General features: G+C 57.7%; 14 protein-coding genes. 10 read left to right on the forward strand and 4 right to left on the reverse strand.

The window, feature by feature from the left end:
* Window positions 1–388 precede the first annotated feature (388 nt).
* The 5 genes from def to AWM69_RS02660 all read left to right on the forward strand — a co-directional run bounded on the left by def (window position 389) and on the right by AWM69_RS02660 (window position 5,021).
* Window positions 389–895 (forward strand): peptide deformylase, encoded by a 507-nt coding sequence (def, locus tag AWM69_RS02640; protein ID WP_131654231.1) that lies wholly within the window; start codon window positions 389–391, stop codon window positions 893–895.
* A 122-nt stretch (window positions 896–1,017) separates the two neighbouring features.
* Window positions 1,018–1,977 carry a methionyl-tRNA formyltransferase gene (gene fmt, locus AWM69_RS02645; protein WP_218725701.1) on the forward strand — a complete coding sequence of 320 codons (960 nt, stop codon included), beginning with the start codon at window positions 1,018–1,020 and terminating at the stop codon, window positions 1,975–1,977.
* Entirely contained in the window at window positions 1,974–3,284 is a 1,311-nt protein-coding gene (rsmB, locus tag AWM69_RS02650; RefSeq protein ID WP_218725702.1) for a 16S rRNA (cytosine(967)-C(5))-methyltransferase RsmB, read from the forward strand. The genes fmt and rsmB overlap by 4 nt, the downstream gene beginning before the upstream one ends.
* Before the next feature lie 29 nt (window positions 3,285–3,313).
* The gene (gene trkA / locus AWM69_RS02655) at window positions 3,314–4,690 is read left to right on the forward strand and encodes a Trk system potassium transporter TrkA (RefSeq protein WP_048381503.1); all 1,377 of its coding nucleotides are present in this window, start codon (window positions 3,314–3,316) and stop codon (window positions 4,688–4,690) included.
* 19 nt (window positions 4,691–4,709) lie between these two features.
* Window positions 4,710–5,021, forward strand: a complete 312-nt coding sequence (locus AWM69_RS02660) for a tetratricopeptide repeat protein (protein WP_218725703.1) — start codon at window positions 4,710–4,712, stop codon at window positions 5,019–5,021.
* Window positions 5,022–5,121: 100 nt separating this feature from the next.
* Here the strand turns inward: AWM69_RS02660 and AWM69_RS02665 are convergent, their stop codons facing one another.
* Together AWM69_RS02665 and AWM69_RS02670 are read right to left on the reverse strand one after the other, a co-directional pair.
* Window positions 5,122–6,009: a lysophospholipid acyltransferase gene (locus AWM69_RS02665; protein WP_131654228.1), complete on the reverse strand. Its 888-nt coding sequence runs from the start codon at window positions 6,007–6,009 to the stop codon at window positions 5,122–5,124.
* 153 nt (window positions 6,010–6,162) lie between these two features.
* Window positions 6,163–6,720 carry a DNA-3-methyladenine glycosylase I gene (locus tag AWM69_RS02670; protein ID WP_048381509.1) on the reverse strand — a complete coding sequence of 186 codons (558 nt, stop codon included), beginning with the start codon at window positions 6,718–6,720 and terminating at the stop codon, window positions 6,163–6,165.
* A gap of 81 nt (window positions 6,721–6,801) precedes the next feature.
* Here AWM69_RS02670 and glyQ point away from each other — a divergent pair, with 81 nt between their 5' ends.
* The 4 genes from glyQ to AWM69_RS02690 all read left to right on the forward strand — a co-directional run bounded on the left by glyQ (window position 6,802) and on the right by AWM69_RS02690 (window position 11,199).
* A complete protein-coding gene (glyQ, locus tag AWM69_RS02675; protein WP_003437964.1) occupies window positions 6,802–7,755 on the forward strand; it encodes a glycine--tRNA ligase subunit alpha in 954 nt (317 codons plus the stop codon).
* Complete coding sequence (gene glyS, locus AWM69_RS02680; RefSeq protein WP_218725704.1) at window positions 7,752–9,806, forward strand: glycine--tRNA ligase subunit beta; 2,055 nt, start codon at window positions 7,752–7,754, stop codon at window positions 9,804–9,806. The genes glyQ and glyS overlap by 4 nt, the downstream gene beginning before the upstream one ends.
* A gap of 4 nt (window positions 9,807–9,810) precedes the next feature.
* Window positions 9,811–10,350 carry a D-glycero-beta-D-manno-heptose 1,7-bisphosphate 7-phosphatase gene (gmhB, locus tag AWM69_RS02685; RefSeq protein ID WP_218725744.1) on the forward strand — a complete coding sequence of 180 codons (540 nt, stop codon included), beginning with the start codon at window positions 9,811–9,813 and terminating at the stop codon, window positions 10,348–10,350.
* 78 nt (window positions 10,351–10,428) lie between these two features.
* Complete coding sequence (locus AWM69_RS02690) at window positions 10,429–11,199, forward strand: 1-acyl-sn-glycerol-3-phosphate acyltransferase (protein WP_131654225.1); 771 nt, start codon at window positions 10,429–10,431, stop codon at window positions 11,197–11,199.
* A gap of 200 nt (window positions 11,200–11,399) precedes the next feature.
* Here the strand turns inward: AWM69_RS02690 and AWM69_RS02695 are convergent, their stop codons facing one another.
* Together AWM69_RS02695 and AWM69_RS02700 are read right to left on the reverse strand one after the other, a co-directional pair.
* On the reverse strand, window positions 11,400–13,019 hold the full coding sequence (locus AWM69_RS02695) for an MFS transporter (protein ID WP_218725705.1): 1,620 nt from the start codon (window positions 13,017–13,019) through the stop codon (window positions 11,400–11,402).
* Window positions 13,020–13,109: 90 nt separating this feature from the next.
* Complete coding sequence (locus AWM69_RS02700; RefSeq protein WP_218725706.1) at window positions 13,110–14,771, reverse strand: GMC family oxidoreductase; 1,662 nt, start codon at window positions 14,769–14,771, stop codon at window positions 13,110–13,112.
* A 139-nt stretch (window positions 14,772–14,910) separates the two neighbouring features.
* Between AWM69_RS02700 and AWM69_RS02705 the strand changes: the two genes are divergently transcribed.
* Window positions 14,911–15,798: a LysR family transcriptional regulator gene (locus AWM69_RS02705; RefSeq protein ID WP_048381525.1), complete on the forward strand. Its 888-nt coding sequence runs from the start codon at window positions 14,911–14,913 to the stop codon at window positions 15,796–15,798.
* Window positions 15,799–15,838 lie beyond the last annotated feature (40 nt).

Raw genomic sequence — 15,838 nt, forward strand, 5'->3', positions numbered from 1 at the left:
CTTGATCGGTTACGGCGCTTCTGCCAATGGAACAAGCTGTGGATAAGTCTGTTAACAAGTTGTTCGGAAAATGCTCGCAAACGTCAGCTTGAGCGCTTGAGCAGTTCTTGAAATAGCGCCTGGAAACCCAACCTTAGTTGAACGTCTAAAATGGACTGCGATCGTTGGTTTCAAATTGCGACACCCGACAACCTCATGCGCACGCCACGTGCAGCCCGGCGACTAGTCGTTTCATCCGCGGGTGAATCCCTTTATTATGTGTGCTCGCGTGAAACGCCTGAATCCGATCGGATTCTCTCTGAAAGAGACGTTTTGCACAGGTTGCCCGAGTCCTCAGGACCACCTGACAACCGTTTTCAATCTTTCATACAGTGCAGCTATAACGCCTATGGCCATTTTAAACATCCTCGAATTCCCAGACTCGCGACTGCGCACTATCGCCAAACCCGTGGCGGTTGTGGACGACGAAGTCCGTCAGTTGATCGAAGACATGTTTGAAACCATGTACGAGGCGCCAGGCATCGGCCTGGCAGCGACTCAGGTCAACGTCCATAAACGCATCGTGGTCATGGACCTGAGCGAAGACCGCAGCGAACCGATGGTTTTCATCAACCCCGAGTTCGAAACCCTGACCGACGAGATGGGCCAGTACCAGGAAGGCTGCCTTTCGGTACCGGGCTACTACGAAAACGTTGACCGTCCACAGCGCGTGAAAATCAACGCGCTGGACCGTGACGGAAAACCGTTCGAAATGATCGCCGAAGGCCTGCTGGCGGTGTGCATTCAACATGAATGCGACCACCTCAACGGCAAGCTCTTCGTCGATTATCTGTCTACGCTCAAGCGTGACCGCATCAAGAAGAAGCTGGAAAAACTGCACCGCCAGAACGCTTGATCGACCTTTACATGGCACATCGCGGGCAAGCCCGCTTCTGCACCGGTTGCAGGAGCGGGCTTGCCCGCGATGGTTTCCAGGCCGGGATTGTTCCCGCGCACTTCATTCCAAGTGAGTAATTCATGACTGAGCCACTGCGCATCGTCTTTGCTGGCACCCCAGAATTCGCCGCCGAACACCTCAAGGCGCTGCTCGACAGCCCGTACGAGATCGTCGCGGTCTACACCCAACCGGATCGTCCGGCCGGGCGCGGGCAAAAGCTGATGCCAAGCCCGGTCAAACAACTGGCGCTTGAACACAATATTGTCGTGATGCAGCCGCCAACGCTGCGTGCGCCAGAGGCCCAGGCCGACCTGGCCGCGCTGCAACCCGACTTGCTGGTGGTGGTCGCTTACGGCCTGATCCTGCCGCAAGTGGTGCTCGATATTCCTCGCCTGGGCTGCATCAACAGCCATGCATCGTTGCTGCCACGCTGGCGCGGTGCCGCCCCGATCCAGCGCGCCATTGAAGCCGGCGACCGCGAGAGCGGCGTGACGGTGATGCGCATGGAGGCAGGCCTGGACACCGGCCCGATGCTGCTCAAATCCGTCACTGCGATCAGTGCCCATGACACGGGCGGCAGCTTGCATGACCGCCTGGCCGAACTGGGCCCGCCTGCCGTGATCCAGGCCATTGCCGGTCTGGCCGCCGGCACGCTGCAGGGAGAAGTGCAGGACGACAGCCTGGCCACTTATGCCCACAAGCTGAACAAAGACGAAGCCCGTATCGACTGGAGCCGTCCGGCCATCGAACTGGAGCGTCTGATTCGCGCCTTTAACCCGTGGCCGATTTGCCACAGCACCCTCAATGGCGAAGCCCTGAAAGTGCTCGGCGCCACATTGGCGGAGGCGAACGGCGCCCCTGGGCAAATTCTGGCGGCAAGCAAAGACGGCCTGATCGTCGGCTGTGGTGAAGGTGCCTTGTGCCTGACCCGCCTGCAATTGCCCGGCGGCAAAGCACTGAGCTTCAGTGATTTCTTCAACAGTCGCCGTGAGAAGTTCGCCGTCGGCATCACCCTCGGTCACACGGAAAGCGCCCAATGAATCCTCGTCTGGCCGCCGCCAAGGCACTGACCGCTGTATTGAACGGTAAAGCCTCGCTTAACAGCTCGTTGCCGCTGCAACTGGACAAGGTTGAGGTGCGTGATCGCGGCCTGACCCAAGACCTGGCTTTCGGCACGGCCCGCTGGCAGCCGCGCTTGTCGGCGTTGGCCAACAAGCTGCTGCAAAAACCATTCAAAGCGGCGGATGCTGACGTTGAAGCGCTGCTGCTGGTCGGCCTCTATCAACTGCTCTACACCCGTATACCTGCGCACGCGGCCATTGGCGAAACCGTGGGGTGTGCCGACAAGCTGAAAAAGCCGTGGGCCAAAGGCCTGCTCAATGCCGTGTTGCGCAATGCACAGCGCGAAAGCGAAGCGTTGCTGGTCGAGCTGGAGCACGACCCGGTCGTGCGCACCGCGCACCCGCGCTGGCTGCAAAAATCCCTGAAGGCCTTTTGGCCTGAGCAATGGGAAGCCATTTGCGCCGCCAACAACGCTCACCCGCCCATGATTCTGCGGGTCAATCGCCGTCATCACACTCGCGATGCTTACCTGCAGTTGCTGACCGGGGCGGGCATCGAAGCACAGCCGTGCACCTACAGTCAGGATGGCATTGTCCTCGCCGAGGCGTGCGATGTGCGTAATCTGCCAGGCTTTGCCGAAGGCTGGATCAGCGTGCAGGATGAAGCCGCGCAATTGGCCGCCGACCTGCTGGATCTGGCACCGGGCCAGCGTGTGCTTGACGCCTGCTGCGCACCCGGCGGCAAGACATGCCACATTCTTGAAGTCGAGCCCGCACTGGCGGGTGTGGTGGCCGTCGATCTGGAAGCCAAACGCCTGGTGCGCGTACGCGAAAACCTTGAGCGCCTGGGCCTGAGCGCCGAACTGATTGCTGCCGATGGCCGCGATACCGCAACCTGGTGGGACGGCAAGCCGTTCCAGCGCATTTTGCTCGATGCTCCCTGCTCGGCAACCGGGGTGATTCGTCGCCATCCGGACATCAAGCTGACTCGCCAGCCAGATGACATTGCTGCGCTCGCAACCCTGCAAGGCGAGCTGCTGGACGCCATGTGGCCTACGCTGGAAGTCGGTGGCATCTTGCTCTATGCCACTTGCTCGACCTTGCCGACCGAAAACACCGAAGTGATTGAAGCCTTTCTCGCTCGCACGCCGGGCTCCCGGGAACTGGATATCGCCGGCCAGTTCGGCATCAAGCAACCTCATGGACGCCAGTTGCTGGCACAAGAGGGCGGGCATGACGGCTTCTATTACGCCAAATTGATCAAAATTGCTGCCGCGCGCAGCTGACCGAACCGGTTTGATTAGGGAATGACGGCATGAAAATCATCATCCTCGGCGCAGGACAAGTCGGCGGTTCGCTGGCAGAACATTTGGCCAGTGAGGCCAATGACATTACGGTGGTCGATACCGATGGCGACCGCTTGCGTGACCTCGGCGATCGCCTGGATATCCGCACGATTCAGGGCCGCGCTTCGCTGCCCAATGTACTGCGCCAGGCAGGTGCGGATGACGCCGACATGCTGGTCGCGGTGACCAACAGCGATGAAACCAACATGGTTGCATGCCAGGTGGCCTACACGCTGTTTCACACCCCGACCAAAATTGCCCGGGTACGCGAGTCGGCGTACCTGACCCGCGGCGAAGAGCTGTTCGACAACGACGCGATCCCGGTGGACGTGTTGATCAGCCCTGAACAAGTGGTGACCAACTACATCAAGCGCCTGATCGAGCATCCGGGCGCGCTGCAGGTGATCGACTTTGCCGGAGGCAAGGCGCAGCTGGTAGCGGTCAAGGCCTACTACGGCGGCCCGTTGATCGGCCAGCAACTGCGCCAGCTGCGCGAGCACATGCCGAATGTAGATACACGGGTTGCAGCCATTTTCCGACGCGACAGGCCAATCACACCTCGGGGCGACACGGTCATTGAGGCTGACGATGAAGTGTTTTTCATCGCAGCCAAGGACAATATTCGTGCAGTCATGAGCGAAATGCGCCGCCTGGATGAAAGCTACAAGCGCATCGTAATTGCCGGTGGCGGCCAGATCGGCGAGCGCTTGGCCGAGGCCATCGAAAGCCGCTATCAGGTCAAGATCATCGAGATGAGCCCAGCTCGCTGTCGCTACTTGTCCGACACCCTTGATAGCACTGTGGTGCTGCAGGGCAGTGCTTCGGACCGCGACCTGATGCTCGAAGAAAACATCGCTGATGCCGACCTGTTTTTGGCCCTGACCAACGATGACGAAGCCAACATCATGTCGTCGCTGCTGGCCAAGCGTTTGGGCGCAAAGAAAGTAATGACCATCATCAACAACCCGGCCTACGTGGATTTAATCCAGGGTGGGGAAATCGACATTGCAATCAGCCCACAGCTGGCGACCATCGGCACCTTGCTGGCCCACGTGCGTCGAGGCGATATCGTCAGCGTTCACTCCCTGCGCCGGGGGGCAGCCGAGGCCATTGAAGCCATTGCCCACGGGGACTCGAAGTCGAGCAAGGTCATCGGCCGCAGCATTGGTGCTATTCACTTGCCGCCGGGCACCACGATTGGCGCCATCATCCGCGACGAAGAAGTATTGATTGCCCACGACGCCACAGTGATCAACGCTGGTGACCACGTGATCTTGTTCCTTGTGGATAAAAAGCACATTCGCGACGTTGAGAAGCTGTTCCACGTAGGATTGAGCTTTTTCTAAGCATTCGCCGGAGACTCACATGCTCGACTCACTGGAAAAAATGCTGGCCAAGGGTGTGGATAACTCACTGCTGCGCTTTGGTTTGGGCAAGGGTTACCTCGACCTTGGGGATAACCTCAAGGCAGCGGAGCATCTGCAACGTTGCGTGGAGTTTGACCCCAAGTATTCGGCGGCCTGGAAGCTGCTGGGCAAGGCACATCTGGCCTCAGGTGATCGAGCGGCGGCCCGTACGGCGTGGGAACAGGGGATTGCAGCGGCACAGGCCCACGGCGATAAACAGGCCGAAAAAGAAATGACGGTGTTTTTGAAAAAGCTGGATAAGCAGCCGTAATTAATACCCGCAGGAGCGAGCTTGCTCGCGATGCAGACCGGGGTGTGACCGGGGTGATGCCATCGCGAGCAAGCTTGCTCCTACAGGGGTTTGTGGGGTATCAGTACCAGCGCGCTTCGCCGGCAGGACGCTTTTTAAAGCGTTTCATGCTCCACATGTACTGGCTCGGGTAAGCCCGCACGTATTTCTCGACCACTTGGCTCATCGCTGCGCAGGACGTTTCGGTGTCCGTGCTGTACATGGCTTCGGGCGCGGCCTCGAGGATCACTTTGAAACCCGAGCCGTCCGGCAGGCGCAAGGCGTGCAGGAAAACACCCACCGCTTTGCCACCCGCCAGCATGTTCGGCACAAATTTGCTGGTCAGCGCCATGGTCCCCAGAAACGGCACGAAAATACCGGCCGACTCTGCCGGTTCCGGGTCGGCCGGAATACCGACCTGGCCACCTTTGCGCACTTCCTTGATGACACTCAAAATGCCTTCTTTGGTCGACGCCGCCACACGGTTGCCCAGTTGTACCCGTTGCTTGCGCAGTAATTCGTCCACCGCCTTGAGCTTGGGTGGACGGTAGAAAATGATCGGTTTGCACTGGCTGCAATAGAAGTGGTTGAGCACTTCCCAATTGCCCAGGTGGCTGGTGATACCGACCACGCCCTTGCCCGAAGCCAACGCTTCTTTGAGCACGTCCAGGCCTTCGACTTCACGTACCAGATCAATCGAACGCTGGGCTGGCCAGATCCAGGCGCAAGCGCTCTCGGTCAGGCTTTTCCCAATGTCCTTGAGGCTCTGGCCAACCAGTTGTTCGCGGGCCACGGGGTCCATCTCGGGGAAGCATTTGGCCAGGTTGATGCGCACCACATCCCGTGAGCGGTTGGGCAGTTTCCACATCAGCCAGCCGATGGCCGACCCCACACGTTGCACCGCACCCCACGGGAGCATGGCAAATAATCGCAAAGCCCCGACCAGCAAGGCGCCTTTAAACTTTTCCACAGGGTTTTCCCATTAAAAAACAATACGGCTTATGTAGCCGCTGACGAGGAACGAGGCTGCGATAGATTTCGCAGCAGCCTCGCTGTTAAAGGTTCTACGAACCTTATCGCAGCCTTCAGCAGCGGCTACAGGGGTTCACATCAGGCCAACATTCTAACCGCCGTTGGCCAGTTCGGCGTAGCGGTCACAGGTGGTGGCGTGGTCCATGACCATGCCGCTGGCCTGCATAAAGGCGTAGCAAATGGTCGGCCCGACGAACGTAAATCCGGCTTTTTTCAGTGCTTTGCTCATGGCCTCGGCCTCGGGGGTGACGGCCGGGAACTCGTGACGCTCAGTGAAGCGATTAATCTTGGGTTGGCCTCCTACAAACGACCATAAAAACCCGACCGGGTCCTGCAACGCCAGCCAGGCCTGGGCATTGCGGCGTGCGCCCGTGATTTTAAGGCGGTTACGAATGATCCCCGGATCGAGCATCAGTGCTTCTATTTCGGCATCGCTCATGACGGCCAAACGCTGTACGTCAAAGCCGAACATGACCTTGCGATAGTGCTCGCGTTTCTTTAATACCGTGATCCAGGACAACCCGGCCTGGAACCCTTCAAGCAATAACAACTCGAAGAGCTGATGCGCATCGCGCAACGGCACGCCCCACTCTTGATCGTGATAAGCCGCATACAGCGGGTCATCTGAACACCAGAAACAACGTGCCATGTAGGCTCCAAGAGGTGGAGGCGCGACCGAATCGGGTATACTCCCGCTCTTTAAATCGCAGCCCAAGAAACAGGTGAATTTGTGAGCCAGCCTACGCCAGCAGTGCGTACCTTCCAAGACTTGATCCTCGCCCTCCAGCAATACTGGGCCGAGCAAGGTTGTGTGGTGCTTCAGCCCTACGATATGGAAGTAGGCGCCGGCACTTTCCATACCGCCACGTTTTTGCGCTCTCTGGGCCCAGAAACCTGGAACGCCGCTTATGTGCAGCCCAGTCGCCGCCCGACTGACGGCCGCTACGGCGAAAACCCGAACCGTCTACAGCACTACTACCAGTTCCAGGTGGTATTGAAGCCCAATCCGCCTAACTTTCAAGAGCTGTACCTGGGCTCGCTGAAGCACATCGGCCTTGACCCGCTGGTGCACGACATTCGCTTCGTGGAAGACAACTGGGAATCGCCAACACTGGGCGCCTGGGGTCTGGGCTGGGAAATCTGGCTCAACGGTATGGAAGTCACGCAGTTCACCTACTTCCAGCAAGTAGGCGGCATCGAGTGCTATCCGGTTACAGGTGAAATCACCTACGGCCTGGAGCGTCTGGCGATGTACCTGCAGGGTGTGGACTCGGTCTACGACCTGGTCTGGACTGACGGCCCGTTCGGCAAAGTCACCTACGGCGATGTGTTCCATCAGAACGAAGTCGAGCAGTCGACTTACAACTTCGAACACGCCAACGTCGACAAGCTGTTCGAGCTGTTCGATTTCTATGAAAGTGAAGCCAAGCGCCTGATCGAACTCGACCAGCCGCTGCCGTTGCCAAGCTACGAGATGGTGCTCAAGGCGTCCCACACCTTCAACTTGCTGGATGCACGCCGGGCCATTTCCGTGACCGCGCGTCAACAGTACATCCTGCGTGTGCGTACCTTGGCCCGTTCGGTGGCTCAGGCGTATCTCGAAGCTCGCGCCAAGCTCGGCTTCCCGATGGCTCCACCTGATTTGCGTGATGAAGTGTTGGCTAAGTTGGAGGCTGCACAATGAGTGCTCAAGATTTTCTGGTTGAACTTGGCACTGAAGAACTGCCGCCAAAAGCCCTCAATACCCTGGCTGATGCATTCCTGGCCGGCATTGAAAAAGGCCTGCAAGCCGCGGGTCTGAACTTCAGCGCGAAAAAAGTTTACGCCGCGCCACGCCGCCTGGCTGTGCTGCTGACCCAGCTCGAAACCCAGCAGCCGGACCGCAGCATCAACATCGACGGACCGCCGCGTCAGGCCGCATTCGATGCTGAAGGCAACCCGACCCAGGCAGCCCTTGGCTTTGCCAAAAAGTGCGGTGTTGACCTGAGCGAAATCGACCAAAGCGGTCCAAAACTGCGTTTCAGCCAGGTCATCGTCGGCAAGCCGACGGCCAGCCTGCTGCCGACCATTGTTGAAGACTCGCTCAATGACCTGCCGATTCCCAAGCGCATGCGCTGGGGTGCCCGCAAGGTCGAGTTCGTGCGTCCGACCCAATGGCTGGTCATGCTGTTGGGCGATGAAGTCATCGACTGCACGATCCTTGCGCAAAAAGCGGGTCGCGACTCCCGTGGTCACCGCTTCCATCACCCGGAAAGCGTACGCATCAGCGCTCCGGCCAACTACCTCGAAGACCTGCGCAAAGCGCACGTACTGGCAGACTTCAGCGAGCGCCGCGAGCTGATCTCCAAGCGCGTGGCCGAATTGGCCACGATGCAGGAAGGAACTGCAATCGTACCGCCAAGCCTGCTCGACGAAGTGACCGCGCTGGTGGAATGGCCGGTGCCGCTGGTGTGCTCGTTTGAAGAGCGCTTCCTGGATGTACCGCAAGAAGCCCTGATCACTACCATGCAGGACAACCAGAAGTATTTCTGCCTGCTGGACGTAGATGGCAAGTTGTTGCCGCGCTTCATTACAGTGGCCAACATCGACAGCAAAGATCCGCAGCAAATCATCTCGGGTAACGAGAAAGTGGTTCGCCCACGTCTGACTGATGCTGAGTTCTTCTTCAAGCAAGACAAGAAGCAAAAGCTCGAAACCTTCAACTTGCGCCTGCAAAACGTCGTGTTCCAGGCTCAACTGGGTAGTGTTTTCGACAAGGCCGAGCGTGTTTCCAGACTCGCCGCTTTCATCGCCCCGCTTATCGGTGGCGATGCGCAGCGCGCAGCACGTGCCGGCTTGTTGTCCAAGTGCGACCTGGCCACCGAGATGGTGGGTGAGTTCCCGGAGATGCAAGGTATCGCCGGTTACTACTACGCCCTCAACGATGGCGAGCCGGAAGATGTCGCCCTGGCACTGAACGAGCAGTACATGCCGCGTGGCGCTGGCGCAGAATTGCCTGCCACCCTGACCGGTGCTGCAGTGGCCATTGCTGACAAGCTCGACACACTGGTCGGTATTTTCGGTATCGGCATGCTGCCTACCGGCAGCAAAGACCCGTACGCATTGCGTCGTGCAGCGTTGGGCATCTTGCGGATCCTGATCGACAAAAAGCTCGACCTCGACCTGACGGAAGCCGTGAACTTCGCGGTTTCCGGGTTCGGTACCAAGATCAAGCCGGCCGGTTTGGCTGATCAGGTGCTGGAGTTCATCTTCGACCGTCTGCGTGCTCGCTACGAAGACGAAGGTGTCGACGTCGCCACTTACCTGTCGGTACGTGCCTTGCAGCCGACTTCGGCGCTGGACTTCGATCAGCGCGTGCAGGCCGTGCAAGCGTTCCGTCAATTGCCGGAAGCGGCTGCACTGGCTGCCGTCAACAAGCGTGTATCGAACCTGCTGAGCAAGGTTGAAGGCAAAGTTTCGACTCAGGTTGAAGCCAAGTTCTTTGATAACGCCAGCGAATTCTCCTTGTACTCAGCCATCCAGAAGGCTGACGAAGCGGTACAGCCAATGGCTGCAGCCCGTCAGTACAACGAAGCACTGACCCGTCTGGCCGCATTGCGCGAGCCAGTGGACGCGTTCTTCGATGCGGTGATGATCAACGCTGAAGACGCCAACGTACGGGCTAACCGTTACGCGCTGTTGGCGCGTTTGCGCGGTCTGTTCCTCGGCGTTGCCGATATTTCACTGCTGGGCTAAGGGGCTGCTGTTGAAACTGCTGATTCTCGATCGGGACGGAGTGATCAATTTCGACTCCGACGCTTACATCAAGTCTGTCGAGGAGTGGATTCCACTTCCCGGCTCGATTGAGGCCATCGCGCAGTTGAGCAAAGCGGGCTGGACGGTCGCCGTCGCGACCAACCAGTCCGGCATTGCCCGCGGTTACTACGATGTCGCCACCCTGGAGGCCATGCACGAGCGTTTACGCTCGCTGGTGGCCGGGCAGGGGGGCGAGCTTGGCCTGGTGGTGTATTGCCCGCACGGCCCCGATGAAGGCTGCGCATGCCGCAAGCCAAAGCCGGGCATGTTGCAGACTATTGCCGCGCATTACGGCGCTGATTTGGCCGAATGTTGGTTTGTCGGCGACAGTTTGGGTGACTTGCAGGCTGCGCAAGCCGTCGATGCTCAGCCAGTTTTGGTAAAAACCGGTAAAGGCCTACAAACGTTGGCTAAAGATTTGCCGGTTAATACCCTAATATTTGACGATCTGGCGGCAATTGCCGCAGACCTTATCCACAAATAAAACAGGCTTGAACGCTCGTTGGCACATCGTGCGCGGGCCAGTTCAGGCGTGTCTTATTACGCAACGGTAAAAGCCGCTATGTCGATCCTGCAGGCCATCAGAACCTTCTTCTTTTACCTGCTGCTGGGCACCAGTTCTCTGCTGTGGTGCTCGCTGAGCTTTTTTATCGCTCCTTTCCTGCCTTTTCGTGCGCGCTATCGGTTCATTAACGTGTACTGGTGCCGCTGTGCACTTTGGCTGACGCGGGTGTTTCTGAACATTCACGTTGAGGTAAAGGGTGCTGAAAATATTCCGCAGCAACCTTGCGTGATTCTGGCCAACCACCAAAGTACCTGGGAGACATTCTTTCTCTCGGCCTACTTTCAGCCGTTAAGCCAGGTACTCAAGCGCGAACTGCTGTATGTGCCGTTCTTTGGCTGGGCGATGGCCATGCTGCGGCCGATTGCCATTGACCGTGACAACCCCAAGGCGGCGCTCAAGCACATCGCCAAGAAGGGTGATGAGCTGCTCAAGGACAACATCTGGGTACTGATCTTTCCGGAGGGTACCCGCGTGCCATTTGGCCAGGTGGGCAAGTTCTCCCGAGGGGGGACGGCACTGGCAGTCAACGCCGAGTTGCCGGTATTGCCGATTGCTCACAACGCGGGCAAATTCTGGCCCAAGACTGGCTGGGCTAAAAAACCCGGCACGATCGAGCTGGTGATTGGCGAGCCAATGTACGCCAACGGCACCGGTCCACGGGCGATTGCCGAGTTGAACGACCGGGTCCAGGCCTGGAACGAACAGACCCAACGCGACATGGGTTCACTCCCGCCTTTAGCGGCTCCCGCAGACACAACAGCGAGCTAAGACGTTTTGTGGATAACTTGTGCACAAGTTTTGGATTTCTTTCTAATTAACGCCGTAAGTTAATGATTTAAATACTTATTTCTAGACAATGGCTTTTGATGGAAAACGTGCATAAGTTTTTCTAAGCACAAAAAAACCGGCTGATATGCCGGTTTTTTTGTGTCGTGCAGCCCTTCTCCTCAATCACTCCTGATCATGTGTCAGACCTTGTCGATATTTACGTCCTTGGTTTCCTTGAGACACATCATCCCGACGACCAGGCTGACCCCGGTGATCACCACCGGGTACCACAATCCGTAGAAGATATCCCCGGTGTAAACCACCAACGCAAATGACACGGTTGGCAGGAAGCCACCGAACCAACCGTTACCGATGTGGTAGGGCAGGGACATCGAGGTGTAGCGGATACGGGTCGGGAACAGCTCAACCATCACCGCTGCCAGCGGCCCATAGGTCATGGTTGCGATAAGGGTCAGCAGCACCATCACCAATACCACCATAGGCTGGTTCACCGCGCTCGGATCCGCCTTGGCCGGGTAGCCCGCCTCTGTGATTGCCGCGCGCATCGCCGCTTCGTCAAACCCTGTGATCTGTTGCTCACCCACCGACACCTGCACGTCGGTACCCGGCTCGGCAGATTCCGAGGTATACGGCAGGCCTTGTTTGACCAGGAAGGTTTTGACCTTGTCGCAAGGGCTGTCAAAACGCGCCTTGCCCACCGGGTCGAACTGGAAGGTACAGGTCGACGGATCAGCCATCACCACAATGGGCGACTGCCGGCTCGCCGTATCAATCTGCGGGTTGGCGTAATAACTCAGGGCTTTGAACAACGGGAAGTACAGCACCGTAGCCAATAGCAGGCCGAGCATCAAAATCGGCTTGCGCCCTACACGGTCCGACAACCAGCCGAAAAAGATAAAGAACGGGGCACCGATCACCACGCTGATAATTAGCAAGGTGTTAGCTTGGGCCGGGTCCATCTTGAGCATCTGTGTCAGAAAGAACAGCACATAGAATTGCGCGGTGTAGAAGGTCACGGCTTGACCGGCATTAATGCCGAACAGGGCGATCAGAACAATCTTGAGGTTTTCCCATTTACCGAACGATTCACGAATGGGCGCTTTACTGGTTTTACCTTCGGCCTTCATTTTCACGAACGCGGGCGACTCGTGCATGCTCATGCGGATCCAGGTCGAGATGCACAGCAGCACAATGGACAGCAGGAACGGAAGGCGCCAGCCCCAGACTTCAAACTGATCACCGGTCAGGTAGCGGCAGCTCAGGACCACCACCAACGACAGGAGCAAGCCCAAGGTGGCCGTGGATTGAATCCAGCTGGTATTAAACCCGCGCTTGCCGGGGGCTGCGTGCTCCGCCACGTAAGTGGCAGCACCGCCGTACTCGCCGCCCAGCGCCAGCCCCTGCAGCATGCGCAGCAGCACGAGCATGATGGGCGCCGCAATGCCTATGCTGGCGTAAGTGGGGAGCAAGCCGACGGCAAAGGTGGAGAGGCCCATCAGAACGATGGTCATGAGGAAGGTGTACTTTCGCCCGATCATGTCACCCAATCGGCCAAAAACCAGGGCCCCGAAAGGCCGCACCAAAAAACCTGCGGCAAAAGCCATCAAGGCAAAGATGAACGCCGTGGTGTCGTTAACGCCTGCAAAGAATTGCTTGCTGAGAACGGTCGCCAATGCGCCATACAAGAAAAAGTCATACCACTCGAAAACAGTCCCGAGGGATGACGCAAAAATGATCTTTCGTTCTTCACGGCTGGTCGCCTTGGCGGGGACAGCCTCTTGTGCAATTGAGTCCGACATATTCAATGTCCTCAGCCCTTAGGGCCACAGTGATTATTGTTGTTGTCCACTGTCGGTTTCGGATGACTGCGACCGAAACCACGATCACATTCATGCGACCGGTGTTGCTGGTGCACGGCTTACGCCGGCTTCTTGCTCTTGTGTATGAAAGGGCGTTGCCAATATCAACTGCGCGGCTTTTTCACCAATCATCAATGTAGGTGAACAGGTATTGCCCGACACAATGTCAGGCATGATCGATGCGTCCGCCACTCTCAGTCCCGCCACACCGTGCACACGTAACTCAGCATCGACGACTGCGTGAGCGTCCTGCCCCATACGGCACGTGCCCACCGGGTGAAAAATCGTCGTACCAATACGCGAAGCTGCTTCGTACAGCTCTTGCTCGGTTTGCAGAGTTTTACCCGGGAGGTATTCCTCTGGGCTGAACACTTGCAGGGCAGGGCTGGCCACAATGCGCCGGGTCAGGCGAATGGCATCTGCTGCGACCTTTAAATCGTCAGGATGGCTCAGGTAATTAGGGTCAATCAGAGGCGCGTCATCCGGATTGGCTGAGCGAATATCTACCCGGCCTCGACTCTTGGGCCGCAAATTACACACAGAGGCTGTGAACGCCGGGAAGGTGTGCAGTGGCTCGCCAAAGCGCTCAAGCGACAGCGGCTGAACGTGGTACTGCAAATTGGCAGAAGGTTGATCGGGATCGGATTTAACAAACGCGCCCAACTGACTCGGAGCCATCGCCAGCGGGCCACTGCGGTCATAGGCGTATCGCAGGCCCATACCGACTTTTCCCCACAGGCTGTTGGCCACCTGGTTCAGCGTCCGGGCATGGGTCAGCTTGAAGATCAGCCGTAATTGCAGATGGTCCTGCAAATTGCCACCGACACCCGGTAGCTCATGCTGAACAGTTATCCCCAGGCTTTCGAGTAGAGGGCGAGGGCCGATGCCCGAGCGCTGCAAAATACCCGGGGAGCCGATGGCACCTGCACACAGGATAATCTCTCTGCGCGCCGTGAACGCATGATCAACGCCCTGCCAGCGGGCCTTGACGTGGGTCGCTCGCCCTTGGCTGAGCAAGACCTTATCCACCTGAACATCGGTCAATACGGTGAGATTAGGGCGTTTGAGCACAGGCCGTAAAAAAGCCTTGGACGCGTTCCAACGGACACCGCGGCTCTGATTGACCTGAAAATATCCACAGCCCTGGTTGTCGCCAGTGTTGAAGTCGCTGACGCTCTCAATTGCGCTTTGCGCGGCGGCCTCACGAAAGGCATCCAGTATTGGCCAGCTATAACGTTGTTGTTCAACCCGCCATTCGCCATCGCTGCCGTGTACGTCGCTATTACCCGCGAAGTGTTTCTGGCTGCGCTTGAAGAGGGGGAGCACATCGTTCCAGGCCCAGCCCGTATTCCCTTGAGCGGCCCAACGGTCGTAGTCACTCGCTTGGCCACGCATGTAAATCATGCCGTTGATCGAGGAGCTACCACCCAGCACCTTGCCCCTTGGATAACTCAGGCTGCGGCCTTGCAGGCCTGCCTGTGCCTCGGTTTTGAAGCACCAGTCAGTGCGCGGATTACCGATGCAATACAGATAACCCACCGGGATGTGGATCCAGGGGTAATTATCTTTTCCGCCAGCTTCGAGCAGCAGAACGTTATGCCGAGGATCAGCAGACAGCCGATTCGCCAGCACTGAGCCAGCCGGCCCTGCACCTACAATGATGTAGTCGAACACTTGATTGGCTGATGGCATGGAGTACCTCGCGCCTTATATTTATTGTTCTTGTCCTCAGCCATCCTATTGATTAATTTCAAGTTGAAAACGCGCGATTTCACCCATGGCTTGTGCGTTTTTGCACAGCTCGCAGATGACGGGCATTGAGGGGATGACAATGTTCGACTGGAATGACCTGCGGTATTTTCTGGAACTGCAGCGCAGCGGCCGCCTGCTGACGGCAGCCAAACGCCTCAATACCACCCACAGCACTGTGGCACGGCATATTGAAAGTATCGAACAGCACCTCGGCGCAGCACTGTTTGTGCAGCACGCCCAAGGGTATGAACTGACCCCCGCCGGGCAAGCCTTACTCAAACATGCCGAAGCCATGGAGAACGTGGCACTGCTGGCCCAGGAAGAAATAACCCAGGCCATTGCTCCCTTGGGCAAAATTCGCCTCGGCGTCACTGAAGGGATCGGGATCATGTTCATCACGTCCCGTCTGCGCGGTCTGTTCGAAAGCTATCCGGGACTCGAAGTAGAGCTGGTAGCGGTCCCTCGTTTCGTCAGCATCCTCAACCGCGAAGCGGAGATCAGTATTCACCTTGACCGGCCTAATGCCGACCTGTTGATAACCCGTAAGCTCACTGACTACAGCCTTGCGCTATACGCCAGCCGTGACTACCTCGAGCGGTCACCTCCCTTGAAAAGCCGGGATGACCTGAGCAATCACTATTGGATCGGCTATGTCGATGACTTGCTGTTCAGCCAGGAGCTACTTTTTCTCAACAATTTTTGTCGCACTCCCACCGTGACCTTTCGCAGCACCAGTGTCATCGCCCAGCAACAAGCCGCCCGCGCCGGGCTAGGCATTGCTGTACTGCCCAACTACATGGCTCGCCAGGACCCTGAGCTGGTACGCGTCCTGCCCGCTGAATCAGTGCAACGAAGCTACTGGATCAGCACCCGGCGTGAACTGCACAAGTCGGTAAGGCTGCGGGTGGTATGGGATTTCCTGCTGGCCTTGTGTGCACAAGAGCAAGATTTGTTGTTGGCACCGTAATCTGTAGCGTTGATAAACGCCGTCTTCCTGTCCGCGCAAT

The sequence above is a fragment of the Pseudomonas sp. D1HM genome (genome assembly GCF_019266105.1).
Taxonomy (GTDB): Bacteria; Pseudomonadota; Gammaproteobacteria; order Pseudomonadales; family Pseudomonadaceae; genus Aquipseudomonas; species Aquipseudomonas taetrolens.

Excerpts from the sequence above, each read along its gene's own strand:
- def (WP_131654231.1), top strand. The coding sequence starts at position 389 with ATGGCCATTTTAAACATCCTCGAATTCCCAGACTCGCGACTGCGCACT.
- AWM69_RS02670 (WP_048381509.1), bottom strand. The coding sequence starts at position 6,720 with ATGGCACGTTGTTTCTGGTGTTCAGATGACCCGCTGTATGCGGCTTAT.
- AWM69_RS02660 (WP_218725703.1), top strand. The coding sequence starts at position 4,710 with ATGCTCGACTCACTGGAAAAAATGCTGGCCAAGGGTGTGGATAACTCA.
- glyS (WP_218725704.1), top strand. The coding sequence starts at position 7,752 with ATGAGTGCTCAAGATTTTCTGGTTGAACTTGGCACTGAAGAACTGCCG.
- trkA (WP_048381503.1), top strand. The coding sequence starts at position 3,314 with ATGAAAATCATCATCCTCGGCGCAGGACAAGTCGGCGGTTCGCTGGCA.
- AWM69_RS02705 (WP_048381525.1), top strand. The coding sequence starts at position 14,911 with ATGTTCGACTGGAATGACCTGCGGTATTTTCTGGAACTGCAGCGCAGC.
- AWM69_RS02700 (WP_218725706.1), bottom strand. The coding sequence starts at position 14,771 with ATGCCATCAGCCAATCAAGTGTTCGACTACATCATTGTAGGTGCAGGG.
- fmt (WP_218725701.1), top strand. The coding sequence starts at position 1,018 with ATGACTGAGCCACTGCGCATCGTCTTTGCTGGCACCCCAGAATTCGCC.
- AWM69_RS02695 (WP_218725705.1), bottom strand. The coding sequence starts at position 13,019 with ATGTCGGACTCAATTGCACAAGAGGCTGTCCCCGCCAAGGCGACCAGC.
- rsmB (WP_218725702.1), top strand. The coding sequence starts at position 1,974 with ATGAATCCTCGTCTGGCCGCCGCCAAGGCACTGACCGCTGTATTGAAC.
- AWM69_RS02690 (WP_131654225.1), top strand. The coding sequence starts at position 10,429 with ATGTCGATCCTGCAGGCCATCAGAACCTTCTTCTTTTACCTGCTGCTG.